At 62.4% G+C, this 23604-nt stretch carries 24 protein-coding genes and 1 pseudogene; 17 read left to right on the top strand and 8 right to left on the bottom strand.

All coding sequences use genetic code 11. The features are described from left to right. Window positions 1-89: 89 nt before the first annotated feature. From AIOL_RS23630 to AIOL_RS23620, 3 genes are all read right to left on the bottom strand, one after another. A complete protein-coding gene (locus AIOL_RS23630; RefSeq protein ID WP_049645228.1) occupies window positions 90-1556 on the bottom strand; it encodes an ABC transporter substrate-binding protein in 1467 nt (488 codons plus the stop codon). A 79-nt stretch (window positions 1557-1635) separates the two neighbouring features. Then, on the bottom strand, window positions 1636-2724 hold the full coding sequence (locus AIOL_RS23625; protein ID WP_049645227.1) for an ABC transporter ATP-binding protein: 1089 nt from the start codon (window positions 2722-2724) through the stop codon (window positions 1636-1638). An 18-nt stretch (window positions 2725-2742) separates the two neighbouring features. Continuing rightward, window positions 2743-3765, bottom strand: coding sequence for a LacI family DNA-binding transcriptional regulator (locus AIOL_RS23620; RefSeq protein ID WP_049645226.1), 1023 nt, complete (start codon window positions 3763-3765; stop codon window positions 2743-2745). 156 nt (window positions 3766-3921) lie between these two features. Here AIOL_RS23620 and AIOL_RS23615 point away from each other — a divergent pair, with 156 nt between their 5' ends. The 14 genes from AIOL_RS23615 (at window position 3922) to AIOL_RS23550 (ending at window position 18632) form a co-directional block, all read left to right on the top strand. After that, a complete protein-coding gene (locus tag AIOL_RS23615) occupies window positions 3922-4299 on the top strand; it encodes an RbsD/FucU family protein (RefSeq protein WP_394298933.1) in 378 nt (125 codons plus the stop codon). 51 nt (window positions 4300-4350) lie between these two features. Then, window positions 4351-5355 (top strand): dihydroxyacetone kinase subunit DhaK, encoded by a 1005-nt coding sequence (locus AIOL_RS23610; protein ID WP_049645224.1) that lies wholly within the window; start codon window positions 4351-4353, stop codon window positions 5353-5355. Window positions 5356-5382: 27 nt separating this feature from the next. Next, on the top strand, window positions 5383-5967 hold the full coding sequence (gene dhaL, locus AIOL_RS23605) for a dihydroxyacetone kinase subunit DhaL (protein WP_235439203.1): 585 nt from the start codon (window positions 5383-5385) through the stop codon (window positions 5965-5967). A gap of 193 nt (window positions 5968-6160) precedes the next feature. Next, a complete protein-coding gene (locus tag AIOL_RS23600; RefSeq protein WP_049645222.1) occupies window positions 6161-7045 on the top strand; it encodes a sulfotransferase in 885 nt (294 codons plus the stop codon). A 115-nt stretch (window positions 7046-7160) separates the two neighbouring features. After that, window positions 7161-7382 (top strand): hypothetical protein, encoded by a 222-nt coding sequence (locus AIOL_RS23595; RefSeq protein ID WP_049645221.1) that lies wholly within the window; start codon window positions 7161-7163, stop codon window positions 7380-7382. A 272-nt stretch (window positions 7383-7654) separates the two neighbouring features. Further along, window positions 7655-7942, top strand: a complete 288-nt coding sequence (locus AIOL_RS23590; protein WP_049645220.1) for a co-chaperone GroES — start codon at window positions 7655-7657, stop codon at window positions 7940-7942. Between the two features lie 47 nt (window positions 7943-7989). Beyond that, window positions 7990-9636, top strand: coding sequence for a chaperonin GroEL (groL, locus tag AIOL_RS23585; protein ID WP_049645219.1), 1647 nt, complete (start codon window positions 7990-7992; stop codon window positions 9634-9636). A 425-nt stretch (window positions 9637-10061) separates the two neighbouring features. Next, window positions 10062-10562: a hypothetical protein gene (locus AIOL_RS23580; RefSeq protein ID WP_049645218.1), complete on the top strand. Its 501-nt coding sequence runs from the start codon at window positions 10062-10064 to the stop codon at window positions 10560-10562. An 889-nt stretch (window positions 10563-11451) separates the two neighbouring features. Further along, window positions 11452-12753: an amidohydrolase family protein gene (locus AIOL_RS23575; RefSeq protein WP_049645217.1), complete on the top strand. Its 1302-nt coding sequence runs from the start codon at window positions 11452-11454 to the stop codon at window positions 12751-12753. Between the two features lie 36 nt (window positions 12754-12789). Beyond that, complete coding sequence (locus tag AIOL_RS23570) at window positions 12790-13773, top strand: BMP family protein (RefSeq protein WP_049645216.1); 984 nt, start codon at window positions 12790-12792, stop codon at window positions 13771-13773. Window positions 13774-13788: 15 nt separating this feature from the next. Continuing rightward, complete coding sequence (locus tag AIOL_RS23565; RefSeq protein WP_082152767.1) at window positions 13789-15147, top strand: amidase; 1359 nt, start codon at window positions 13789-13791, stop codon at window positions 15145-15147. Next, window positions 15144-16661 (top strand): ABC transporter ATP-binding protein, encoded by a 1518-nt coding sequence (locus tag AIOL_RS23560; protein WP_049645214.1) that lies wholly within the window; start codon window positions 15144-15146, stop codon window positions 16659-16661. The genes AIOL_RS23565 and AIOL_RS23560 overlap by 4 nt, the downstream gene beginning before the upstream one ends. Then, window positions 16651-17694, top strand: coding sequence for an ABC transporter permease (locus AIOL_RS23555; protein ID WP_049645213.1), 1044 nt, complete (start codon window positions 16651-16653; stop codon window positions 17692-17694). The genes AIOL_RS23560 and AIOL_RS23555 overlap by 11 nt, the downstream gene beginning before the upstream one ends. Next, complete coding sequence (locus AIOL_RS23550; protein ID WP_049645212.1) at window positions 17691-18632, top strand: ABC transporter permease; 942 nt, start codon at window positions 17691-17693, stop codon at window positions 18630-18632. Before AIOL_RS23555 ends, AIOL_RS23550 begins: the two co-directional genes overlap by 4 nt. A gap of 670 nt (window positions 18633-19302) precedes the next feature. Here AIOL_RS23550 and hisH read toward each other — a convergent pair. Then, a complete protein-coding gene (gene hisH / locus AIOL_RS23540) occupies window positions 19303-19941 on the bottom strand; it encodes an imidazole glycerol phosphate synthase subunit HisH (RefSeq protein WP_049645210.1) in 639 nt (212 codons plus the stop codon). 104 nt (window positions 19942-20045) lie between these two features. Continuing rightward, on the bottom strand, window positions 20046-20633 hold the full coding sequence (gene hisB / locus AIOL_RS23535; RefSeq protein ID WP_049645209.1) for an imidazoleglycerol-phosphate dehydratase HisB: 588 nt from the start codon (window positions 20631-20633) through the stop codon (window positions 20046-20048). 126 nt (window positions 20634-20759) lie between these two features. Here hisB and AIOL_RS23530 point away from each other — a divergent pair, with 126 nt between their 5' ends. Continuing rightward, window positions 20760-20999 (top strand): Lrp/AsnC family transcriptional regulator, encoded by a 240-nt coding sequence (locus AIOL_RS23530; RefSeq protein WP_049645208.1) that lies wholly within the window; start codon window positions 20760-20762, stop codon window positions 20997-20999. Here AIOL_RS23530 and AIOL_RS23525 read toward each other — a convergent pair. Then, on the bottom strand, window positions 20996-21340 hold the full coding sequence (locus AIOL_RS23525; protein WP_049645207.1) for a Lin0512 family protein: 345 nt from the start codon (window positions 21338-21340) through the stop codon (window positions 20996-20998). The two genes, AIOL_RS23530 and AIOL_RS23525, sit on opposite strands and share 4 nt — an antisense overlap. A gap of 3 nt (window positions 21341-21343) precedes the next feature. Continuing rightward, window positions 21344-21676, bottom strand: coding sequence for a Lin0512 family protein (locus AIOL_RS23520; RefSeq protein WP_049645206.1), 333 nt, complete (start codon window positions 21674-21676; stop codon window positions 21344-21346). A gap of 68 nt (window positions 21677-21744) precedes the next feature. Between AIOL_RS23520 and AIOL_RS24035 the strand changes: the two genes are divergently transcribed. After that, window positions 21745-22731 (top strand): DUF4062 domain-containing protein, encoded by a 987-nt coding sequence (locus AIOL_RS24035; RefSeq protein ID WP_053101356.1) that lies wholly within the window; start codon window positions 21745-21747, stop codon window positions 22729-22731. Continuing rightward, window positions 22731-23264, top strand: a complete 534-nt coding sequence (locus AIOL_RS24715) for a DUF4062 domain-containing protein (RefSeq protein ID WP_082152765.1) — start codon at window positions 22731-22733, stop codon at window positions 23262-23264. Before AIOL_RS24035 ends, AIOL_RS24715 begins: the two co-directional genes overlap by 1 nt. Here the strand turns inward: AIOL_RS24715 and AIOL_RS24710 are convergent. Further along, window positions 23236-23334 (bottom strand): annotated as a pseudogene (locus tag AIOL_RS24710) (cob(I)yrinic acid a,c-diamide adenosyltransferase); the annotation flags it as partial. The gene AIOL_RS24715 and the pseudogene AIOL_RS24710 sit on opposite strands and share 29 nt — an antisense overlap. Window positions 23335-23604: the final 270 nt, after the last annotated feature.

Raw genomic sequence — 23604 nt, 5'->3', positions numbered from 1 at the left:
CTAAGCCATCCGTCAGTCAAAAAATTTCGTTTCAGAAACCGGGGCCCGGCACAAAACCGGGCCCCGACCCACCCCTCGTGTTACTCAAATCACTCGATATACCCACCGTCTTCGAGAAGTTCCTGCTGGAACTCCGCGACCGTATCCAGCGCCTCTTTAGCGCCAATCTGGCCGGTGATCGCCTTGTCGAACTCTTCCTGCTGCTGCGTCAGCAACTCGAAGAATTCTGGGATGTGCCAGACATCCTTCTGCCAGTCGATCATCTCGACATGCGCGCGGTTCCACGGGCGCAGGTCGTTATAGGTCGGGTCAGCCATGACGCTCATGCGGCCGGACTGGCCACCATTGGCCACCGCGGCCAGCTGGGTGTCGGGGCTCAGCCACCACTTCACCACGTTCAGCGCCTCGTCCACGACGTCTTCCGAGTTCCAAGTGGTCAGCACAAAGGGCTGGCCGCCGATATTGCCCGTGCGGTCGATGGAGCCGTCGGCCTTGCGGCTGCCCGGCGCCGGACCAAAGGCCGACTTGTCATGCACCTTGGACGCGCTTGGGTCGAGCACCGGCTCGCCCAGGCCAACCCAGTCGATGATCGCGCCGACCTTGCCCTGCATGTAAAGGTCCTGGATCACGAAGATGTCCATCTGACCGGTCTGGCTGACCGGCGGCATGTACTGCAGGTAGCTGAGGTACTCGTCAAAGGCCGCCACGGCCACATCAGAGTTCACCACGCCCTCGGCCTGGCTGTCGGGCATCTTGGATTCGTCCCAAATGTCGCCGCCCTGCTGCCAGATGAAGGCGTTCGCCTGCATCGTCGAGAAGTCATAGCCCTTACCGGCCTGGTAGGCGATGCCGTAGAAGTCATCGTCCAGCACCTCGCCCGCCAGCATCTCGCCCTTGGCGCGCTGGAAGAACTCGCCGATCTGGCCCCATTTGGACCAGTCGGTGTCCTGCCAGTCCTCATAAGAGCACGGCAGGTTGCTGCCATACTTCGCCTGGAACGCGGCCATCTCGCCCTCGTCGCAGAAGACGTCCTGGCGATAGAAGGTCACATAGGTGTCCGGGAACTGCGGGAAGCCGTAGTAGCTGACCCCCGGAGCCGGCACCTCGCCCGCGGCCTCAAGCTGCGCGCGGGTCTTATGCGGGTAGGTCGAGTAGGCCGAGACCAGCGCCGGGTGCAGGTCCTGCAGGATCGTCGTCAGCTCTGGGTCCGCGGCGATCTTATCGGTCAGGTCCATGTAGTACCCGCCCTCGACAAACGCGCCCAGCCATTGGCTGTCGGTCACGATCATCTGGTACTTCTGCTCGCCCGAGGTCAACGAGGCGGCGACGCGCTCGTAGAAGCTCGGCCAGGGGATGAAGTCCATGTCCAGCGTGGTCGTGTGGCCCGCCGGGGACGTGTAGGTCTGGTCGAAATGCTCTTTCATGAACCGGGTTGGCGGCCAGTCGGGCGCCGCCATGGTGATGGTGATGTCGGCCGAGAAGGCAGGTGCCCCGCCCAGGCCCGCGGTGAGCACCGTGGCGCCCATCAAGCCGCTAATTACGCTACGTTTATTCATCTTTCTCCTCCACTTGCATTCGGTCAATTTACGTTTTCATTTTGACTGCTCACTAAATCTTGACTGTTCACTAAATTTCTTATGATTGGGCCCCGGCGCCTAAACGCGCGCCGGAGGCCTGGTCGAATATGTGTATGTCGGTCGGATCGAAGGCGATCTCTATCGCGTCGCCGACCGAGTACTTGGCCGCCACCTCCTCGCGCAGGACCATTTTCATCTGCGCCTCTTGCGCGGCCACGTCGATCACGGTGACGTCGCCCAGGGGCTCGGTCAGGTGGATCTTGGCGTTAAAGCGCAACGGCGCCCCGCCGGATGAGGCCAGCGCAATGTCATGCGGGCGCAGGCCAAGGGTCACCGGTTGCCCGGACTTCGCGCCCGGCGCGATCAAGGGCTGGTCCAGGAACGGCAGGGTCACCTGGTTGTCAGAGCTCGCCTTTGTTTGCAGGAAGTTGATCGGCGGCGATCCCACCATCTGCGCCACGTAAGTGTCACTGGGCGCCTGGTAGAGGTCGCGCGGCGGGCCGATAGCCACGACCTTGCCGTCGCGGATCACGCCCACGCGCTCGCCCATGGTCAGCGCCTCCAACTGGTCGGGCGTCGCGTAGAGCATGGTCATGCCCAGCTCGCGGTGCAGCCGCTTGAACTCGGCGCGCATGTCGTGGCGCAGCTTGGCGTCCAGGTTCGTCAGCGGCTCGTCCAGCAGCAACAGCTTCGGCCGCCGCACAATGGCGCGCCCGATCGCCACGCGCTGCTGCTCGCCGCCCGACAAAGTGCCGGGCTTGCGCTTGAGCGTGTGGGTGACCCGCAACAGCTCGGCCACCTCGCCGACGCGCTTTTTGACCTCGCTGGACGCGACGCCGTCGCGGCGCAGCGGATGCGCCAGGTTCGCCTCGACGGAGAGATGCGGATAAAGCGCGAAGGTCTGGAAGATCATCGACATGCCGCGCCCCTGCACCGGCGCCTCGGTCACGTCACCGCCGGCAAAATGCACCGAGCCGGCGGTCAGGCTTTCGAGCCCAGAGATTGCCCGCAGGGTGGAGGTCTTGCCAGAGGCGGAGGGGCCGAGCAGGCAAAAGAACTCGCCCTCGGCCACGTCAAAGCTAATCCCGTCCAGCGCCTGCACGGCGCCGAAGTTCAGCTGTAAATTCTCGACCCTCAGGTCTGACATCAATTCCCCCCAAAAATACTAAGGTAAGTTGTCCCTCATAAAAATCTCGATACGTATTCTCTCTTGTTTCTCGTTGATTATCGTCTCGTCGGCAAGAGCCTTTAACACGCGAACTGCTGAACGCACCTCGTGGCTGGGGTCCTGCACCAGGACCGCGTCCACCGTTCCGGCGATCAGCGCGGCCCGCGTGTGGTCCGACAGCTCGGTTGTGACAACGCTGATCTCTTGCGGGGCCGCCTCGATTGCGCCGATCACGCCCTTGGTGCCGCCCCCCACTGAATACAGCCCTACCACATTGGGGTTCTCTGCCAAGAGTTTCGAGAGCTTCTGCTCGACCAATGGCCCGGATTCCTCGCCCTCGATCCAGGGCAGCACGGTCAGATGCGGGCATTCAGCGCGCATCACCTGCTCCAGCCCCATGCGGCGCTCGACATGGTCGCGCAGCGTCCCCGAGCCCGCCACCACCGCCACATCGCCCTTGGGCGCGGAGATGAAGCGCTTTAGCAATCCGCCCGCGACCCGGCCCGCGGCCACGTTGTCGATCCCGACAAAGCGCTGCCGTTCAGAGTTGGGTACGTCCGAGATAAAGGTGATCACGTGCACGCCCTTGTCGCGCAGCGCCTTGATGGCCTCGCGCATGGCCTGGCTTTCCACCGAAACGATCGCGAAGCCGTCGCCCAGATCGTCGCCAAAGCTGTCAATGGCGTCGACAATCGCCTGCGGATCCAATGGCGGCACCGCAACCATGCGCAGCGCCACGCGCTCCTTGGCGGCAAAGTCCCGCGCTGCCTCGATCTCGCCCCTCAAGTCAGAGAAGAACGCCGTCTCGCCCGCCGTCACGATGAAGGTAAACGTGTAGGTGCGCCCGCGCGCCAGGTTCGCCGCCGCCTGATCGCGCACAAAGTTCAGCCGGTCCATGGCCTGGGTCACGCGCTCGATGGTCTTGTCGCGCACGCCCTTGCGCTTGTTGAGCACGCGATCCACCGTCGCGAGGCTCACCCCGGCCTCCTCAGCCACGTCTTGTGCGGTGACGCGAGTCATTCTCCCTCCCATTATTGACAGTGTTGAGGTAATGCTTGAGGTACGTCAATCATTTTTGCGCCGATACGCGCGCCAGGTTGTTTTGGAGGGACCGAAGACATGCTAAGGGGGATTGATAACCGGCTAACGCCGGATTTACTGCGACATCTCAAGGCGATGGGCCATGGCGATGACCTGGTCGTAGCAGATGCCAATTTTCCAGGCGATAGCTGCGGCGCGCGAATCGAGTACCTGCCCGGGGTCAGCGCGACCGAGGCGCTTGAGGCAATCCTGTCGCTCCTTCCGCTGGACCCTTACGTGGACGCGCCGGCCCGAACCATGCAGGTCGTGGGAGACGCCAATGCGGTCCCCGAAGTCGTCGGCCAGTTCCAGGAGATCATCAACCGCGTCGCCGACCAGCCCGCCCCAATTAAGGGGGTTGAACGCTTTGCCTTCTACGAAGAAAGTAAACAAGCGTATGTTGTTGTGCAGACCGCGGAAACGCGGCTTTATGGAAATATAATTCTGAAGAAGGGGATTGTGCCGCCGAATTGACCGATTTTTTTATGACGAAAGATCGCTGGGCGGTGCGGGGAGGAGACGCACGTGCAAACCAAGAAGATCATCAACAACGGCGATGACGCCGTCGACGAGATGCTGGACGGCATCCTGCTGGCCCATCGCGACCACCTGCGCCGCGGCGACCACAAGCGCGCCATCATCGCCACGAACGGGCCGCGCGACGGCAAGGTCGGGCTGATGATCGGCGGTGGCTCGGGGCACGAGCCGACCTTTCTGGGCTTCGTCGGCAAGGGCCTGGCGGATGCCGCCGCGATCGGCAACGTCTTCGCCTCGCCGCCGCCCGACCCGGCGCTGTCCTGCGCCCAGGCGATCAATGGCGGCGCGGGCGTGCTGTTCATGTATGGCAACTACGCGGGCGACGTGATGAACTTTGACATGGCCGCCGAGATGGCGGCGATGGAGGATATCGAGGTCCGCACGGTGCTGACCACGGATGACATCGCCTCCGCCCCCCGCGACGAGGCCGAGAAGCGGCGCGGCGTGGCCGGGAACTTCTTTAGCTTCAAGGCGGCGGGGGCCGCGGCGGATCTGGGCATGGACCTGGACGGGTGCGAGCGCGTGGCCCGCCACGCCAACGCCCGCACCTACACGATGGGGGTGGCGCTCTCGCCCTGCTCGCTGCCGCAGACGCGGCGCTGGAACTTCGACATCGGCGCCGATGAGATGGAGATCGGCATGGGCATCCATGGCGAGCCGGGCATCGCGCGCGGACCGCTGGGGACCGCCGACGAGATCGTCGACGCGATGATGGACCGCATTCTGGACGAGATGGGCGCCAGCGCCGGGGACCGGGTCGCGGTGCTGGTCAACTCGCTGGGCGCCACGCCGCTGATGGAGCTCTACATCATGAACCGGCGCGTGCAGGCGCGGCTGGCAGAGGCCGGGCTGGAGACCCACCGCACCTGGGTCGGGCCCTATTGCACCTCGCTGGAGATGGCCGGCGCCTCGGTCACCGTGCACCACCTGGATGACGAACTGACGCGGATGCTGGACCACCCCTGCGACTGCGCCATGTTCCGGGCGGGCTGAGCGATGGATGGCAATGGCGTGAAATCGATGCTTCTGGCGGTGGCGGACGCGATGGACGAGAACCGCGATATGCTGTGCGTGCTTGACGGCGAGATCGGCGATGCCGATCACGGGATCGCCATGTCGGGCGGCTTTGCCGGCGTGCGCGAGGCCCTGGACGAGCTCGAAGGCACCCCCACGGAGGTGCTCAACACCGCGGCCAAGGCGTTCCTGAACGCCGTGGGTGCGTCCTCTGGTCCGCTCTACGCCACCGCGTTCATGCGCGCGGGCATGGCGGTGAAGGGCAAGGACAAACTGGGGCCCGCGGACGCCGCCGCCATGGTCGCGGCCATGGCCGAGGGGATCGCCCATCGCGGCAAGGCGCAGCAAGGTGACAAGACAATGCTGGACGCCTGGGCGCCCGCAGGGGCGGCGGCCATGGAGGCCGAGGGCTCCATAGCCGCGATCCTAACCGCCGCAGCGGAGGCCGCAGAGGCGGGCGCGCAGGCCACCGCCGATATGGAGGCAAAACTTGGCCGGGCGGCGCGCCTGGGCGCGCGATCCTTGGGGCATAAAGACCCCGGAGCCGCCTCGGCCGCGATCATGCTGCGCGCGATGGCGGCGGCCGTGTGAGGGAAAGAGCCAACGCTGTGATCGGCCTGCCCCGAAGCGGGCATCCGAGTAAGGCGCGCCAGCGCCGCTCGTAAGACAACATCGCCGCCGGGCCGAAGCCCTCCCAGGGACCATCGGACCCGCCAGGAGACCCAACGCGCCACTTGAGCGGCGCGCCGCCATGTGCCAACGTCCAAGGCGAAAGAGGCGCGTGATGTTTCCCAACATGCCCAATCTGCGGCATTACCCAGAGCTGGACGGCAAGACGCTTCTGATCTGTGTCGGCGCAATGAAATGCGCCACGAGCTGGATCTACAACTACCTGGCCAAGCGCGACGGCGTCACGGTCTCGCCCCTGAAGGAGCTGCATTTCTTCAACACAAAGTTCACCGCCCACGCGCTTGGCGACATGGATGGCCTGGCGCTGCGGCGGCTGGGCTTTCACATCGAGCAGCCGGGCGAGGCGCCCGACAACCTGCGCCGGCGCGACGGCTTCCAAGCCAGCGTCGACCGCGCGCAGATGATTTATGACGACAACGCCTATTTCGGCCATTTCGCGCGGATCGTGGACCCGCAGACGCGCACGTTTTGCGACGTCACCCCCGCCTATTCCGTGCTGGGCCCCACGGGCTTTGAGTATATGCGCGCGTTCTGCGCCTCGCAGGACATCCGCCTAAAGGTCCTCTTTGTCATGCGCGACCCTTTGGATCGGCTCTGGTCGCAGCTGCGCCACATGACGCAGGGCAACAAGACCACCAACTTTGTCGAGAACTGGGCCAAGGCGCTCACCGCGCCGGCCATCTGCGCGCGGGCCGACTATCGCGGCACGGTGACGGACCTGGACCAGACATTTCCTGAACAGGACGTGCTGTATCTCTTTTACGAGACGCTGTTCACCGCCGGGTCGCTGCAATCGCTTTGCGCGCTCGCCGACACCCGCCCGGGCCCCGCGGACACCGACACCCGCCAGAATGAAACGCAGCTTAAGGCCGAGATGCCCGGCGCGGCGCGAGCCGCAGCGATGGAGCTGCTCGCCCCGCAATACGCTTTTTGCCGCGCGCGGTTTGGCGCGGACATACCAGAGGCCTGGCAGGCCTAAGCCGCCTTTCTTTGGCATCCCGCAAAAAAGTTTGAACCCTCACCGGATCCCCCACGACCTATGGGCAGACCTGACGGGATGACCCCGGGGGCACGCCAAACTGGAGGATTACAAAATGGCTGACGACGCACTGATTGGATTTAAGTTTCTCGAGTCCGCGAATGGCGACTTCGACAAGAAAGACGCCGCGGTTGATGCGATGATGGACACGCTCTTTGTGGCTAACTGGGGCACCGGCGGCGCAGAGATGCCGCGTAGCACCCGCGAGAAGGTCGTCGAGCCCGCCCCTGATTTCGGTGAGATGGACTTTGTCGAGGGCTTTGACTTCGCAATGTAGACCGCGCCTCACCACCCGCAATTAAAGGACCGCGTCGATGGCGCGGTCCTTTCGCATTTGGGCCTGCAACGGATCGGCGCCCCGCTATTCGGCTTGCGCCGGGAGCGTAGCTGGCATAGCAGCGTCCTCCGTCTTCATCCCGCCGCGCCAAAGAAATTCGCGCCCGCCCTGTTGACCGCTTCGCTTCCGCTCTTTATATCGCCATCGTTATCACTCACGGGAGGTGAGTGATAACACCCGAGATTGAACAGAACCAAGGGAGCGTTCAACAAATGGCATTCACTCCGCTGCATGACCGTGTGCTGGTCCGCCGTGTGGAATCCGATGAAAAGACCGCTGGCGGTCTGATCATCCCCGACAGCGCCAAAGAGAAGCCCGCCGAGGGCGAAGTCGTCGCCGCAGGCGAGGGCGCAATCAAAGATGATGGCTCGCGCGCGCCGATGGCCGTGTCCGCTGGCGACAAGATCCTGTTCGGCAAGTGGTCCGGCACCGAGATCACGCTGGACGGCGAAGAGCTACTGATCATGAAGGAAAGCGACATCCTGGGGATCATCTCCTAACGCGCACCTTCCCGATCAATTTCCACGAATTCTAAGGAGTAGCAAACATGGCTGCTAAGGACGTCAAATTCGATACCGATGCCCGCAACCGCATGTTGCAGGGCGTGAACATCCTGGCCGACGCGGTCAAGGTGACCCTGGGCCCCAAAGGCCGCAACGTGGTGCTGGACAAGTCGTTCGGTGCCCCGCGCATCACCAAGGACGGCGTGACCGTCGCCAAAGAGATCGAGCTTGAGGACAAGTTCGAGAACATGGGCGCGCAGATGGTGAAAGAGGTTGCCTCTCGCACCAATGACGAGGCCGGCGACGGCACCACCACCGCGACCGTGCTGGCCCAGGCCATCGTCAAGGAAGGTATGAAGTCGGTTGCCGCTGGCATGAACCCGATGGACCTCAAGCGCGGCATCGACACCGCGGTTGCCTCCGTGATCGCGAACATCCAGGCCGCCTCGCGCGAAGTCAAAGACAGCGACGAGGTTGCGCAGGTCGGCACCATCTCCGCCAACGGCGAGAGCGAGATCGGCAACCAGATCGCCGACGCGATGCAGAAGGTCGGCAATGACGGCGTGATCACCGTCGAAGAGAACAAGGGCCTGGAGACCGAGACCGAGGTCGTCGAGGGCATGCTGTTCGATCGCGGCTACCTGTCGCCTTACTTCGTGACCAACCCCGACAAGATGACCGCCGATCTCGAGGACTGCATGGTGCTGCTCCACGAGAAAAAGCTGTCCTCGCTGCAGCCGATGGTGCCGCTGCTTGAGGCCGTGATCCAGTCGGGCAAGCCCCTGCTGATCATCGCCGAGGACGTCGAGGGCGAAGCCCTGGCGACCCTGGTGGTCAACAAGCTGCGCGGTGGCCTGAAGATCGCCGCCGTGAAGGCGCCGGGCTTTGGCGACCGCTGCAAGGCGATGCTGCAGGACCTCGCGATCCTGACCGGCGGCCAGGTTATCTCGGAAGACCTGGGCATGAAGCTCGAGAACGTGACCATCGACATGCTGGGCACCGCCAAGCGCATCACCATCACCAAGGACGAGACCACCGTGGTGGACGGCAACGGCGAGAAGGCCGAGATCGAGGCGCGCGTCGCCCAGATCCGTGGCCAGATCGAAGAGACCTCCTCGGACTACGACCGTGAGAAGCTGCAAGAGCGCGTGGCCAAGCTGGCCGGCGGTGTGGCCGTCATCCGCGTGGGCGGCATGACCGAGGTCGAAGTGAAAGAGCGCAAGGACCGCGTGGACGATGCGCTGAACGCGACCCGCGCGGCCGTGCAGGAAGGCATCGTCGTGGGCGGCGGTGTGTCCCTGGTGCAGGGCGCCAAGTCGCTGGAAGGCGTCACGGGCGAGAACTCGGACCAGGATGCGGGCATCGCCATCGTGCGCCGCGCGCTCGAGGCTCCGCTGCGCCAGATCGCCGAGAACGCCGGCGTGGACGGCTCGGTCGTTGCGGGCAAGATCCGCGAGAGCGACGACAGCTCGTTCGGCTATAACGCGCAGACCGACCAGTATGGTGACCTGTTCTCCTTCGGCGTGATCGATCCCGCCAAGGTGACCCGCACCGCGCTGCAGGACGCCGCGTCGATCGCTGGTCTGCTGATCACCACCGAGGCCATGGTCGCCGACAAGCCCGAGAAGCCGGGCGCCGGTGCGCCGGGCGGCGGCATGCCCGACATGGGCGGCATGGGCGGCATGATGTAAGTCGCCATTGCGCCAAGAAACTGGGAAAGGGGTCGCCTGCGCGGCCCCTTTCTTTTTGCGCGGATGCTTGTGGTGGCTTTGCGGACTTTGCCGCCTTTCGGCTTTCAGACAACAGCTACTGGTTTCAGCCCAAAACTGACATGGGTTTTCCGCAACTGGTATGGAGCCCGAACGCTCATCCGAATTCCGCTAGCGATGAAAATATCTCGGAGAGGCGCACTCTAATATTCGGCCCGCATTGCTGGCAAAGCTTGCGACTTCATGGTGCGAGGCCAAGTTCTCCCAATTCTAACGTTGACATTGACTGGCTATGTGCGCCGTTAAGGCATGCGACGACAGCTTGTGTTGTTTGCCCGGGGCGGCTAATGGATGGTTGCATTGTGTCCGGCTTTTTGGACAGAGTAAAAGCGATTTGAGGAGCGATAATGCGGTATGTGGTCCTAATCTTCCTTGTTGCCGCCACCGCTGCAAGTTCGGCGCCACGCGGTCCGACCCATCTGTTAGAGCTGCCGGTCCACCTTGCGCAATCCACGACCAAAGCGCAAATCAAGTCGCTGCGAAAAGACATCAACGAAACGCAAAAAAAGCGGGCAGAATTTCTGCAAGGCGAGTTCAATATCAACCCCAAAGACGACGACCTAGTCACCATGGAGGCGCTCTATGTGGAGACGCTTGCTGCACTGTACGCGCTGGATGACCAGAACGACAAAGAGACACAGAAGCAACGCGACAGGCTGAACAAACTGCTTGCCACACAGCGCAAAAAGCTTCGCAATATTTTTGAGGATTTGGCCAAGAAAGGCGCGGAAACAGCGCCGAGATCCGAAGTCGCCGTAGTTTCTCTGGCCAGGTTTGAAGACTATGAATTTCTGCTGGTCCGGCTGGCCGCTCTGTTCAAAGCCCTTCGCGATTTGCAGGCCAAGTAACAGCCGGGCGTTCTTGCACACGCATCATTCTCTAAAGCAACCCGTGATCCTTAATTTGCTTTGAAGCCTCCAGGCAACAACTGAAACGCCGGGAGTCCCTTGTGTCCGGATCAGTATTTTATCCTGTTTGGGAGATCGATGACTGACAAAGCAGCACAAAGGAGAGAAATCAAAGTCAGCAACGGCTCATTAAATGGCCCACAAACTTCAATACTGAACGGTCACGATTGGACCGACGACGCGACTTTGCAAAGCCTGCTACCTGCGCATAACTGCCGTCGGCGCGGGATGCAGCATCCGACATTTTGGGCTCACACCGGTCCGTTTCATACCACTGCAAGACGCGGCTGGAGTTAGGGTTTGCTAATCACCGCCGAGGCCATGGTTACAGAGAAGCCCGAGAAACCGCGCGCCTGGCGGCGGCATGCCCGACATGGGCGGGATGATGTAAGCGGACATTACGTCAAGAATCTGGGAGGAGGTCGGCTGCGCGGCCCCTTTTTTTCGTGTGGGTGCGCGTGGTCGCTCTGCGGGTCTTCGCAAATTTGGATTTCCTAACGTCCCTAACGCAGCATCGCCGTGCAGGCGCAGCGTGGTGTTTTCCGCGGCGCGTCCCGTTTGCTGTCATTCATCGAGGTTCAAATCTGGGCAATCCCAACCACCCCGTCGCCGCGTTCAAAAATAACAGACGAGTCGCGGATTGAGCCGCCTTTTCAGCGCCACCACCCTTCACTTCTTGGGCATTTCTCGCGCTGCAAAGGTTTCCGGCATCCAGGCCGGGAAAGGCCTAAAGAACGGCCGAACTCGTTTTTCCATACCCGGATTGACGAAAAGCTTTGAGCTTGGATGAAACATCTTTACCATAGGGTCAAAAATCAAGGGGTGCGGGATGCTCGATATTCTGATCCGGAATGCTCGCTTGCCGGACAGGCGCGGGTCCTTCGACATTGCCGTCAAAGGCGAGAAGATCGCGACGATAGCGCGCTCTATTGAAGGCGCCGCCGACATTGAGATTGATGCCGGCGACCAGCTGGTCGCGCCCCCCTTCGTCGATCCGCATTTTCACATGGATGCCACCCTAAGCCTCGGGCTGCCGCGGCTGAACCAGTCCGGCACGCTGCTTGAAGGCATTGCGCTTTGGGGAGAGCTAAAGCCGCTTTTGACGCCCGAAGCCGTCATCGAGCGCGCCCTCAGATATTGCGATCTGGCGGTCTCGCAGGGGCTATTGGCGATCCGGTCCCATGTGGACGTGTCAACGGCCCCGCTGGTGGGCGTTGAGGCTCTTTTGGAGGTGCGCAAGAAGGTCGCCCCGTATATTGATCTGCAACTCGTCGCCTTCCCGCAGGATGGCCTTTACCGCTCTGAAAAGGCCGAGGAAAACCTCCTGCGCGCCCTGGATATGGGCGTTGATGTTGTCGGCGGGATTCCGCATTTTGAGCGCACGATGGCCGATGGCGCGCGTTCGGTCACGCGTCTGGCAGAGATCGCCGCCGAAAGAGGCCTGATGCTTGACCTGCATTGCGACGAGAGCGACGATCCTTTGTCGCGTCACATCGAGACGCTGGCCTATGAGACAACCCGCCTCGGGCTCGCGGACCGCGTTGTCGGCAGCCACGTCACGGCGATGCACTCTTATGACAATTACTACGCCACGAAACTGGTCCCCTTGATCGCGGAATCGGGCATGACGATTGTGCCGAATCCGCTGATCAACATCACGCTTCAGGGGCGGTCGGACACCTATCCCCGCCGCCGCGGCCTGACCCGCGTGCAGGAGCTGCGGGCCGCCGGTGTGAATGTTGCCTTCGGGCAGGATTGCACGATGGACCCATGGTATCCGCTTGGATCAGCCGACATGCTGGACGTGGCGCATATGGGCGTGCACGCGGTGCCGATGACGTCTCGCGAGGCGATGCGGTGGGCCTTCGAATCCGTCACGCTCAACGGCGCCAAGGCCATGCGCCTGCCGGATCCGACCTTGCGCGAGGGAGGCCCGGCCAGCATGGTGTTGCTGCAGGCCCGCGATCCGATCGAAGCGGTGCGCCTGAGGGCGACGCGTCTTGCCGTCATCCGCGATGGTGAAATCCTGTCTCGGACCCCGCCACGGCTGGCCCAGCTCAACCTGGCGGGACGCCCCGCGACCCTCGACCCCGCGGGCTATGCACCCGCCGCCGAGGATGCCTCTGATTAACAAGTCAATACACAGACCAACAAAGGGACCTGATCTATGAAACTTATGACAACTCGCCGCCAGCTAATGGTGGGCGCAGCCGCCACTCTGGCCCTGCCCGCCTATGTTCGCCGCGCGAGCGCGCAATCCGTCACCAAGGTGGCCGCCGTTCACATGTCACCGGTGGAGAACGCCTGGAACAGCCGCATCCATCTGGCGTTCCAAGAGGCCGCCGCGGCCGGCGAGATCGAGTACGCATTCTCCGAAGGCGTGGCGCCCACGGACTATCCGCGCGCCATGCGCGAATACGCCGAGAGCGGCGTAGACCTCGTCTGGGGTGAATCCTATGCCGTCGAGCGCGAAGCCCGCGAAGTTGCGGCGGACTATCCTGAGACGGCCTTCCTGATGGGCTCGTCGGCGGGACCCTCGGGCGACAATTTCGGCGTCTTTGGTACGCGCAATCACGAGGCCGCCTATCTGGCAGGCATGCTGGCTGGGCGCATGTCCGAGAGCAATGTCTTTGGCTCCGTCGGTGGATACCCGATCCCGGAAGTGAACCTGCTGATCAATGCGTTCCGCATGGGCGTCAAAGAAGTGAACGCCGATGCCACCTTCCTCAACGGGTTCATCGGCGCATGGTTCGACCCCGCCCGCGCAAAGGAAGCCGCCATCGCGCAGATCGATGCCGGTGCTGACATCCTCTTTGGCGAGCGCATCGGGACCGCCGATGCCGCACAAGAGCGCGGCATCAAGGCCGTCGGTTCTTTGATCGACTACACGCCGCGCTACCCAGGCACGGTCTTTGCCAACGCGATCTGGAACTACGGCCCGACGATCTCGGCCATTGCGGCGGACATTCAGGCCGGTAAGCCGGTCGGCCGTGACTATACCGAGTATTCGTTCATGTCCTACGGCGGGAACGAGCTGATCTACGTCGCCGACGACGTTCCGGCGGATGCGATCCCGGCGATGGAGGCCAAGCAGGCGGCGATCGTCTCTGGCGAATGGAACGTGCCGCTCGACGAAGCCGAGCCTGCGTAAGCGCCGACCAAAACTATGCAAGATGCCACGGCACTCTCCGCCGCCATTCGGAGTGGGCAGACCACTGCCGTCGACGTGATGGAGGCCAGTCTGTCCGCCTGCGCAGAGCGGGCGGAGCTGGGTGCCGTGGTGTATCTGGACGAGGAAATGGCCCGCGCCAGCGCGCGGGCGGCGGACGCCGCGCCGCAAGATGACCGCAGACCATTCCATGGCGTGCCCTTTCTGGCGAAGGACCTTGGCGGTGTGGCCAGCGGCCTGCCCGCGTCTGCAGGATCCGCCGCGCTGCGCGCCGCAGCGGACACCCCCAAGCTGGACGACGACCTCTTCGGCGCGTTTCGCCGCTTAGGTCTCTTGCCGTTTGGCCGGACCGCCACCCCGCCTTTCGGGACATCGCTAAGCTGTGAACCCGAAGGCTTGCCGCCCACATGCAACCCTTGGAATCCGCAGCTTACGCCCGGCGGTTCTTCGGGCGGCGCGGCTGCGGCGGTTGCCGCCGGGCTGGTTGCGATTTCGCATGCAACGGATGCTGGCGGGTCCATAAGAGTGCCCGCGGCCTGCTGCGGGCTGACGGGGCTTAAGCCCTCGCGAGGTGCGGTGTCTGCTGGGCCCGGTTTCGATAATCACCTTGCGGGGATCGCCCAGGGCCTCGTTCTGGCGCGTTCAATCCGGGACGTTCAGACAGCGTTTCGCTCTGCCCGCCAGCCGCTTCCGGCGGTCGAGCTTTCGGGCAAACCCCGCATCGGGGTGGCGGTGCCGGACGTCTGCGGCGCAGATCAGCGCCGGGCCGTCGAGGCCGTCGCCGATGCGCTACGCGACGCCGGTTGCACGGTAAGCGAGCGCCCCAGCCCCGACGCCATGGGCGAGAAAGCGCACCAGCTGGCATGGTCCGTCATTGGCGTATCCCTGGCGGAATGGCTTGGCGCTTTGCAACTGACCGACGATCAGGTGCCGCCATTGGCCGCGGCGCTTGCAGCCGAGGCGCGCGCGGTCACGGCGACGGGTTTCTTCGCGGTCACGCGGGGCATCGCGCGCCTGACCTATCAAGCGAATACACTATTCGCCGACTGCGACGCTCTTTTGATGCCCGTGCTGTCGCAGGCCCCGCCACCGGTTGGGGCATTCGACCTGTCTGGGCAGGACCCGGCGGACCATCGGGCGCGCATGAAGGCCTTCGCGCCGAATGTCGCCCTTGCGAATGTCGCGGGGCTTCCGGCGCTGGGCCTGCCATTCGGAATGTCCGACGGCCTGCCATTGGGCGCGCAGCTTTTGGGGCCGGTCGGATCCGACGCCGCCCTGCTGGCGCTTGGGGAGCGCATCGAGGCGCGCGCGCCGAGCTTTAGCTTTCCATACCCAATCGCCGGAATGCCACTATGACAAAGGTGCTGGAACTGCGCGGGATCACGAAGCGATTTGGTGCGCTTACCGCAAATGACGACATCTCGCTGGAGCTGCAGCCGGGTGAAATCCTTGCGCTGCTTGGCGAGAACGGCGCCGGCAAGACGACTTTGATGAATATCCTGTTTGGCCACTACGCGGCGGATGAGGGCTCTGTTCATGTCTTCGGACAGAAGCTGCCGCCGGGGGTGCCGCGCAAGGCCATCGAGGCGGGTGTGGGCATGGTGCATCAGCATTTCACGCTCGCGGGGAACCTCTCGGTCCTTGAGAACGTCATGCTTGGGTCGGAACCGCTTCGCCGGATCAAATCGGCCCGTGCCGAGGCCCGAGCCAAGCTCTTGAAGATCGCCGAGCGCTTCGGCCTTCCGATTGATCCCGAGGCAAAGATCAGCGCGCTATCCGTGGGCGAGCGCCAGCGCGTCGAGATCCTCAAGGCGCTTTATCGAGACGCTCGGATATTGATCCTCGATGAACCGACCGCTGTGCTGGCCCGGCCCGAGGCGCAACGCCTATTTGAGACGCTCAGAGATATGACCAAAGAGGGTCTGTCGCTTATCTTCATCAGTCACAAGCTTCGCGAAGTCATGACCGCCGACCGGGTCGCGGTCCTGCGCGGCGGCAAGCTTGTGGCGGAAAGAAACACCGCTGACACCAGCCCCGCAGAGCTTGCCGAACTCATGGTGGGCCGCAAGGTCGAACGCCCGACGCGTGCGGACCACCGGACCGGTGCGCCGGTCATGTCGGCTGTAGGTGTCAGCATCAAACGGGGCGAAGAAACGCGGCTCGATGACGTCAACTTCACGGTTCATGAAGGTGAGATCCTTGGCATCGTTGGGGTATCCGGTAATGGGCAGGCCGCGCTTGGGGCCTTGTTGTCCGGTCTGGTCCAGCCAAGTTCCGGCGAGCTTAGGCTGCGCGGCGCGGACGCCTCTGCGCTGGGCCCGCGGGGTATGATCCGCGCAGGCGTCGGCCGGGTCCCCGAGGACCGCCACGCCGAGGGCGTCGTCGGCGAACTGAGCGTTTGGGAGAACGCCGTTCTGGAACGATTGAAGACGCCGCAATTCTCCAAGAACGGCTTTGTGCGTCAGCGTGAAAGCAGGGAATACGCGGAACGTTTGATCGAGCGCTTCGACATTCGGGGGGCGTCCGCGGACACACGGGCGCGCCTGCTGTCCGGCGGGAACATGCAAAAACTCATACTTGGCCGCGTGCTTTCAAATGAACCCAGCTTTGTTTTGGCAAACCAGCCGACCCGCGGCCTTGACGAAGGGGCCATCGCCTCTGTCCATACGGAACTTCTTGCTGCACGAGAGAAAGGAGCGGCCATCCTTTTGATTTCTGAAGAACTGGAGGAGGCAGTCGCCCTGTCCGATCGCATCCAGGCCATTGTGAAGGGCCGGCTATCTGCGCCCATCGAAGCGAAAGACGCCAATCCGCAGCGCCTGGGCCTAATGATGGCGGGCGCTTGGGACGAGGACGCGCATGCGACTTGAGCGCCGCACGCATACGCCACTGTATATCGTGGTGCTGGCCCCGCTGATCGCTGTTCTTGCAGCGCTCATCCTCGCAGCGGGTCTGATCGTTGCAGCGGGCGTCAATCCGCTGACGGCTTATGGCGAAATGTTGCGTGGAGCACTCGGGTCTCGGCTGTCCATCACAGAGATGCTCACGCGCGCGACGCCGCTGATTTTCACCGGCCTGGCGGCGGCCGTCGCGTTCCGGGCGAAGCTGTGGAACATCGGCGGCGAAGGCCAGTTCTTTATGGGCGCTCTTGTGACCGCCTGGATTGGGCATTCCTTGGGGGTTCCCGGCTGGCTGGGGGTGCCGATGCTTTTGCTTGCCAGCATGGCCGCCGGGGCGGCGCTGCTTGCGGGTCCGGCGTTTCTCCGGCTTCGTTTTGGCGTGGACGAGGTCGTCACGACGCTGCTTTTGAACTTCATCGTCCTGCTATTCGTTGGCCTGATGATAGAAGGCCCCCTAAGGGACCCCTTGGCCTTCGGCTGGCCCTCATCCGTGCCGGTCGATAACGCCTTCCGGCTTCCGGATCTGGTCCCGCGCACCCGGCTTCACATTGGGTTCATCTTCGCGGTTATTGCGGCGGCAACGGTCTGGCTGGTTCTGTCACGCACCGTTTTCGGGGCTGAGACCCGCGCGGCGGGACTAAACGCGGACGCGGCTGCCTTTGCGGGTATCTCGTTGCCTAGGACGATCATGGGCGTCGCGCTATTGTCCGGTGCGCTGGCGGGCCTGGCGGGGTCGGTCGAGGTGATGGGGGTCACCGCAGGGGTCACCACAACGATGAGCCCCGGCTTCGGCTATGCGGGCATCGTCGTCGCCATGCTGGCCGCCTTGCATCCCGCGGGCGTTGTCGCCGCTGCGATATTCGTGGCCACAGTCTTCGTTGGGGCCGACGCGATGAGCCGCGCCACCGGCGTGCCAAGCTTCATCGCGGACGTGATTGTGGCGCTCTGTCTGTTGACGATGATTGTTGCCCTCCTCTTCACAACCTATCGGGTGCGCCGGTGACAGAAGCGATTGACCTCCTCTTCAACACAAGCCTCTGGGCCGCTGTTCTTCGCATCGCGACCCCGCTGATCTTTGGTGTCCTGGGCGCTCTTTTGTGCGAACGCGCGGGCGTATTGAACCTTGGGATCGAGGGGATCATGACGATGGGGGCCATGACGGGCTGGCTGGCCGTCTATCTGGGACTGCCGCTTTGGCTGGGGCTCGTTGTGGCGGCCTCAAGCGGGGCGGTGATGGGGCTTTTGCACGCGACACTGACCGTGCCCCTGGGCTTGTCACAGCATGTGTCCGGGCTGGGCATTACCCTATTCGCTTCGGCTCTGGCCGCGTATCTTTACCGCCTCATCGTAGAGGTCGGTGATTTGCCGCCTACGATCGAGCCCTTCCGCCCGATTGATGTGCCGTTCTTGTCGGATATCCCGATCCTCGGGCCGGTGCTGTTTGGGCAGGCCGCGCCCACATATGTCGCCCTGGCGGCGGTGATCGTCGTCGCCTACATGCTCGCGCGCACGCCGGTTGGGCTGGCCATCCGCATGACGGGTGAAAACCCGCACGCGGTCGAGGCCCAGGGCCTCAACCCCATTCGCATCCGTATCGGAGCAGTGGTCGCAGGCTCGGCCCTGATGGCCGTAGGGGGAAGCTTCCTGACGATGGCCGCCTTTGACAGCTTCTTCCCCGGCATGGTTCAGGGACGCGGCTGGATCTGCATCGCCCTGGTCGTGTTCGCCTCGTGGCGCCCGGGAAAGGCACTGCTCGGAGCGCTGCTCTTCGCCTTCTTCGATGCCTACCAATTGCGGCTGCAGACGGTCGTCGACGGAGTTCCCTACCAGCTCTTTCTTATGGCGCCCTATGTCTTGTCGATCCTGGCCCTGATCTTCGTCGCCCGGCGCGCCGAGGTCCCCGCGTCGCTTATGGTTCCCTACCGGCGGGGCGAGCGATAGGCCCCGCGTTTGCGTGACCCACTGCCGCTTCGCGCCGACGGTAAAGGCGATCTGCTCGTAGGTTATGGTGCGGTCGATGATGATCGCGTCCCGTGGGCCCCTCATAATAGGTCCGCGCGCGGCCCTTTTCGATCACCCAAACACCGTTACGGCTGTCGCTTTGGCGAAAGATGCGCTGACCCGTCTTGAAGGTGCAGCGCGTGCCCATTTTGCGCATTGATTTGCGATCCTCAGACGGTAATGCGCTCGGGCAATCGAAGAGCTGCCTCGGCAGATCCTGAAGGCGCGTAAGCTGAAAACAGCAGCAATCTTGCGCGGCCTCGCCGTCAAACGACCCGGACATCAAACGCGAAACCCGCGGGACACACCAAAAAATCTTGGGGCGGACCCAGATAACTCAGAAATGATGTATCATGGGACGCATGCGAAAGAGCCGTCTAAACGTTTACAACCAGAACCGTTTGATCGAACATTTCGTGGCGAATTCAACGGCGCGAACGGCGGCCAGTTTGTGCGGGGACAACCGCAAGACCTGCTTTGCAAGACCCATTCCAGCAATACTGACCTCCGACACGGATGCCGTTCTCTTGCTGTTGGACAGCACCAACATGGCACATTGCGATGCCGTCGAGTGCGGGCATCCTCTCCGTCAATTTGAAGGCGTGGCGCTCTAGGGCGCCCATCGCAGGAAATTCGAGATCAGCCGGAGCCCCGCGCTCTGGCTTTTCTCTGGGTGGAACTGCGTGCCGATGATGTTGCCGCGGCCCACGATGGCGGTGATCTCTGCGCCGTAGTCGCAATGCGCCAGCCGCTCGGCGGGCTCGGCCACCTCGAACTGGTAGGAATGCACGAAATAGGCATGATCGCCGGTCTTGATGCCGTCCAGCACCGGATGCGCGCCGCGCACGACCAGGTCGTTCCAGCCCATATGCGGCACTTTCAGCGCCGGGTCCTGCGGCGCGATGGGGCGGATATCGCCGCCGATCCAATCAAGCCCCGCGACGGTCTCGTATTCATGCCCGCGGCTGGCCAGCATCTGCATGCCGACGCAGATGCCAAGGAACGGGCGGCCCTTTGAAACAACGGCCTCGCGCATCGCCTCGGCCACGCCGTCCACCGCAAAGAGCGCGGCCTTGCAGGCCGGAAAGGCCCCGTCGCCGGGCAGCACGATCCGGTCCGCCCGCGCCACCACATCCGCGTCCGAGGTCACCACAACCTCGCCCGCCTGCGCCTCCCGCGCCATGCGCTCAAAGGCCTTCTGCGCTGAGTGCAAATTGCCGCTGTCATAGTCGATGATGGCGGTAAGCATGCTCAAGGTCCTTCTTCGGTTTTCAAATATCCCGGGGGGAGTTTGAGGGGGGCAGAGCCCCCCTCAACCGGTCGGATTTCGCGCAGGCGAAATTCGAAACCGGATCAAAGCGCGCCCTTGGTCGACGGCACGGCGTCGGACTTGCGCGGGTCGACCTCCACGGCCTCCCGCAGCGCCCGCGCGACGGCCTTAAACGCGGCCTCGGCGATGTGGTGGCTGTTGATCCCGTGCAGGGCGTCCACGTGCAAGGTGATCCCGCCATGGGTCGAGAACGCGGTGAAGAACTCGCGCACCAGCTCGGTGTCGAAGGTGCCGATCTTGTGCGTCGGCAGGTCCACGTTCCACACCAGGTAGGGCCGCGCCGAGAGGTCCAGCGCGGCGCGCACCAGCGCGTCATCCATGGGCAGCAGGCAGGACCCGTAGCGGCGGATCCCGCGCTTGTCGCCCAGCGCCTGCGCCAGGGCCTGCCCCAGGGCGATCCCGGTATCCTCCACCGTGTGGTGGTCGTCGATATGCAGGTCCCCCTTGGCGCGCACCACCATGTCGATCAGCGCGTGCCGCGCCAGCTGGTCCAGCATGTGGTCAAAGAAGCCCACGCCGGTCTGGTTGTCGTAAACGCCGGTGCCGTCGAGGGTGATCTCGACGTTGATCTCGGTCTCGGCGGTCGTGCGGGTGACCTTCGCGCTGCGCATGCCCGTCTCCTTTGCGTGCTCGCGCGGTCTATAGTCCGCGCCCGCGCGCTTTCCAAGCCAAGGGGTTGAAACTCATGCGGCCTGCGGCGATTGTGCCTCTGCACATCGCTTCCGGAGACCCCCGCCATGACCACCTGCGTGTTCGTTCAACTGCGCTGCACCCCCGGCAAGACCTATAAGGTGGCCGAGGAGATCGCGCTGCGCGAGGTGCATTCCGAGCTCCACTCCACCTCCGGCGAGTACGACCTCTTGATGAAGGTCTACGTGCCGGAGGATGCGGATATCGGCAAGTTCATCAATGAGCGCCTGCTAGAGATCCCGGGGATCGAGCGCTCGCTGACAACGCTGACGTTCAAGGCGTTCTAGCCCTGCTTGGGTAGGAACGCCTCCACCGCCGCGCTGGCGATCACCGTGACCTCGCCGCTGTCGGGGTTGGTGATGTCCAGCCCGCCTTTGACGGCGTGGATCGACACCCGCCCCCGCGGCAGGCAATCCTTCAGCCCGTCGAGGTAGACCTCCTCGGGCTTCTGCACGCCCACGGTCACCTCCACGCGCATCTCCTGATGGTCGATGCCCAAAGCGGTCAGCATCGGGATCGAGCTGTGCCGGATCGCGTCCTCAATCGCCCGCGCCGCGGCCTTGGTGTAGTCCTGGCCGTGCAGGTCGTTGCCCATGCCCATCTCGATGATAAAGCGCTGATCTTCCATGGCTTACACCCCCTTCAGCGACACAGAGATCGCCGCGTTCGCGATCACCGTGGGCTTGCCATCCGGGCGCGGCACGTCCAGCCCGCCCTGCACCACGCGCACATTCGGCTGGCCGTAGGGGAACACCGCCTCCAGGGCCGAGACGTCCACCTGCTCAGGCGCCTGCACGCCGACCTCGACATCCAGGACCATGTCTTCCTTGGGCTTGCCGAAGAGCTCCGCGAGGTTGATCGAGTTGTGCCACAGCGCGTCCTTCAGCGCCCGCACCGCGGCCTGCGTGTAGTCCTGGCGGCGCAGGCTGGAGCCCATGCCAAACTCGGTGAGAAGTCGCGCCATGAGTGTCTCCTTGCCTGCAGGTCACGCGTCGGTATTGTTGTCGGTATTACGTAGGTGAGGTACACCCGTTGGAAAAGCGCTATCAGGTTTTTATTTCGAGCGAGTTCCAGGATCTGCAGAACGCACGGCAGGAGGTCAGCCAAGCCCTACTGCGCGCCGATTGCTTCCCGGCGGGCATGGAGCTGTTCCCTGCCGCAGATGAGGAGCAGTTCGAGTTCATCAAAACGGTGATCGACCAGTCGGATTACTACATCATCATCTCTGCAGGACGGTACGGGTCGATCCATCCAGAGACCGGGCTGAGCTACACCGAGATGGAGTATGACTACGCGGTGGAGACCGGCAAACCGGTGATCCGATTGCTGCACAAGGACCCAGAAAGTCTTCCATCACGAGAACAGGAAACGTCGAACCATGGAAAAGTCAAGCTCGATAGTTTCAGACGCAAGATGTCGGAAGCGACACTTGTTAAATTCTGGGAAAACCCGTCTCAACTTGGCGCCGAAGTTGCTTTTTCTCTGATGGACATCCAAAGAAGGCATCCAAGTTCCGGATGGGTTCGAGGAGCAAATCAAACCGACAAAGAAGAGAGTCCAAATACTAGGGTACCCATTGGTAGCGAAGTATTTATCTCCGTTTCCAGCAAAGACCTCGATTGGGGAGATTGGATAGCTTGGAAGTTGCGGGACCTAGGATACCATGTGCGTTATCATCGATGGGAATTGGGCATTGGAACTGATGTTGCCGCGTGGATGGCAGACGCTGTGGCTAGTTCACAAGTTGCAGTTTTGCTGTTCTCCAAACACACCGAAGCAGCTTCGGAAATCTCTCTAGAACAAAGGTTTATAGCCAACGTTGGCCTCGACCAAAAGGCAATCAAGGTTCTTCCAATTCTAGTTGATCCAGTAAAAATTCCTAGGATTTTTGCAAATCTCTATCGAGTGGAATTATTCTCGAAAAATCAGGATGAAGCGGCCAAGTCGCTTTTGAAAGTTTTTTCTGGCTTTTCAGGTGGCTATTCCAAAGAACCCCTCTTTCCCGGGGGAAATTCCTAATGCTTATTGAGAAAAGGCGAATATTCAGCGTGTTTCTTAGTTCAACAGGTTCAGATCTCGATGGTGAAAGGCAAGCAATATACGAGGCACTGAACCGCATGCAAGACTGTAAATGCGTGAGAATGGAAGACTTTGCAGCGCAGCCGGTGCCAGCCGATGTTGTCTGCAAAAATGAAGTTCAGCTCAGTGACATATTTGTTGGGCTGGTTGCCTTTAGGCACGGTGCTTTGATCGACCCGGGTGATATGACGAGCCCTAGCTACACGGAACTTGAATATGACTCGGCATTGGAAGCAAAACTTCCCATCTTAATGCACATTGCTCCTGACACTTTCAAAGAGCCGCATCATGCGCGCCAGAATGACGAGTTCTTGGACAAGCAGCTTGCATTCAGAGATAGAATACAGGCAATGCCGTGCACCCCAGAAGCCTGGCGAGATAAAGAACTTTTGGCCATGTTCGTTGTTTTGGCGGTAAGACAGCAAATTGATCACCTGAAAGGTATCAAAACTCCACCCCAATCTGCGCCTTGACCCCAGATCGAAAGGGGTGCTTGACCAGCTCCATCTCGGTCACCAGGTCGGTGATCTCGATCAGCTCGGCCCTCGCTTGCACCCCGTCGAATTTGGTGCCGCTAACCGACCGCGCGCAGCGTTAACCACCCTGATCTGCCTTACTGGTGCCCGACAGAAGTCCGACGCTTTGCCGACGCTTCGCCGACACCGATTTTCCCCATAAAAATAGGGGCAAACCCACCGACTCGCACCCGTTTGGTGGCAAACCACCGCGCGGCGCGTTTACGTGTCAGAAACGAAACTGACTGCCTCGATCAAAACTCCACACCGATCATTCTCCTTTTGCAGCGCCCCATCT

This window comes from Candidatus Rhodobacter oscarellae, assembly GCF_001078595.1.
Lineage (GTDB): Bacteria > Pseudomonadota > Alphaproteobacteria > Rhodobacterales > Rhodobacteraceae > Rhodobacter_B > Rhodobacter_B oscarellae.
The sequence above is the reverse complement of the archived record's forward strand: the minus strand, read 5'-3'. Positions and strand labels throughout refer to the sequence as shown.

Bases quoted from the DNA above. Each gene is read 5' to 3' on its own strand.
- AIOL_RS23630 (WP_049645228.1), bottom strand. From the start codon at position 1,556: ATGAATAAACGTAGCGTAATTAGCGGCTTGATGGGCGCCACGGTGCTC.
- AIOL_RS23625 (WP_049645227.1), bottom strand. From the start codon at position 2,724: ATGTCAGACCTGAGGGTCGAGAATTTACAGCTGAACTTCGGCGCCGTG.
- AIOL_RS23620 (WP_049645226.1), bottom strand. From the start codon at position 3,765: ATGACTCGCGTCACCGCACAAGACGTGGCTGAGGAGGCCGGGGTGAGC.
- AIOL_RS23615 (WP_394298933.1), top strand. From the start codon at position 3,922: ATGGGCCATGGCGATGACCTGGTCGTAGCAGATGCCAATTTTCCAGGC.
- dhaL (WP_235439203.1), top strand. From the start codon at position 5,383: ATGCTTCTGGCGGTGGCGGACGCGATGGACGAGAACCGCGATATGCTG.
- AIOL_RS23600 (WP_049645222.1), top strand. From the start codon at position 6,161: ATGTTTCCCAACATGCCCAATCTGCGGCATTACCCAGAGCTGGACGGC.
- AIOL_RS23595 (WP_049645221.1), top strand. From the start codon at position 7,161: ATGGCTGACGACGCACTGATTGGATTTAAGTTTCTCGAGTCCGCGAAT.
- AIOL_RS23590 (WP_049645220.1), top strand. From the start codon at position 7,655: ATGGCATTCACTCCGCTGCATGACCGTGTGCTGGTCCGCCGTGTGGAA.
- groL (WP_049645219.1), top strand. From the start codon at position 7,990: ATGGCTGCTAAGGACGTCAAATTCGATACCGATGCCCGCAACCGCATG.
- AIOL_RS23580 (WP_049645218.1), top strand. From the start codon at position 10,062: ATGCGGTATGTGGTCCTAATCTTCCTTGTTGCCGCCACCGCTGCAAGT.
- AIOL_RS23575 (WP_049645217.1), top strand. From the start codon at position 11,452: ATGCTCGATATTCTGATCCGGAATGCTCGCTTGCCGGACAGGCGCGGG.
- AIOL_RS23570 (WP_049645216.1), top strand. From the start codon at position 12,790: ATGAAACTTATGACAACTCGCCGCCAGCTAATGGTGGGCGCAGCCGCC.
- AIOL_RS23565 (WP_082152767.1), top strand. From the start codon at position 13,789: ATGCAAGATGCCACGGCACTCTCCGCCGCCATTCGGAGTGGGCAGACC.
- AIOL_RS23560 (WP_049645214.1), top strand. From the start codon at position 15,144: ATGACAAAGGTGCTGGAACTGCGCGGGATCACGAAGCGATTTGGTGCG.
- AIOL_RS23555 (WP_049645213.1), top strand. From the start codon at position 16,651: ATGCGACTTGAGCGCCGCACGCATACGCCACTGTATATCGTGGTGCTG.
- hisH (WP_049645210.1), bottom strand. From the start codon at position 19,941: ATGCTTACCGCCATCATCGACTATGACAGCGGCAATTTGCACTCAGCG.
- hisB (WP_049645209.1), bottom strand. From the start codon at position 20,633: ATGCGCAGCGCGAAGGTCACCCGCACGACCGCCGAGACCGAGATCAAC.
- AIOL_RS23530 (WP_049645208.1), top strand. From the start codon at position 20,760: ATGACCACCTGCGTGTTCGTTCAACTGCGCTGCACCCCCGGCAAGACC.
- AIOL_RS23525 (WP_049645207.1), bottom strand. From the start codon at position 21,340: ATGGAAGATCAGCGCTTTATCATCGAGATGGGCATGGGCAACGACCTG.
- AIOL_RS23520 (WP_049645206.1), bottom strand. From the start codon at position 21,676: ATGGCGCGACTTCTCACCGAGTTTGGCATGGGCTCCAGCCTGCGCCGC.
- AIOL_RS24715 (WP_082152765.1), top strand. From the start codon at position 22,731: ATGCTTATTGAGAAAAGGCGAATATTCAGCGTGTTTCTTAGTTCAACA.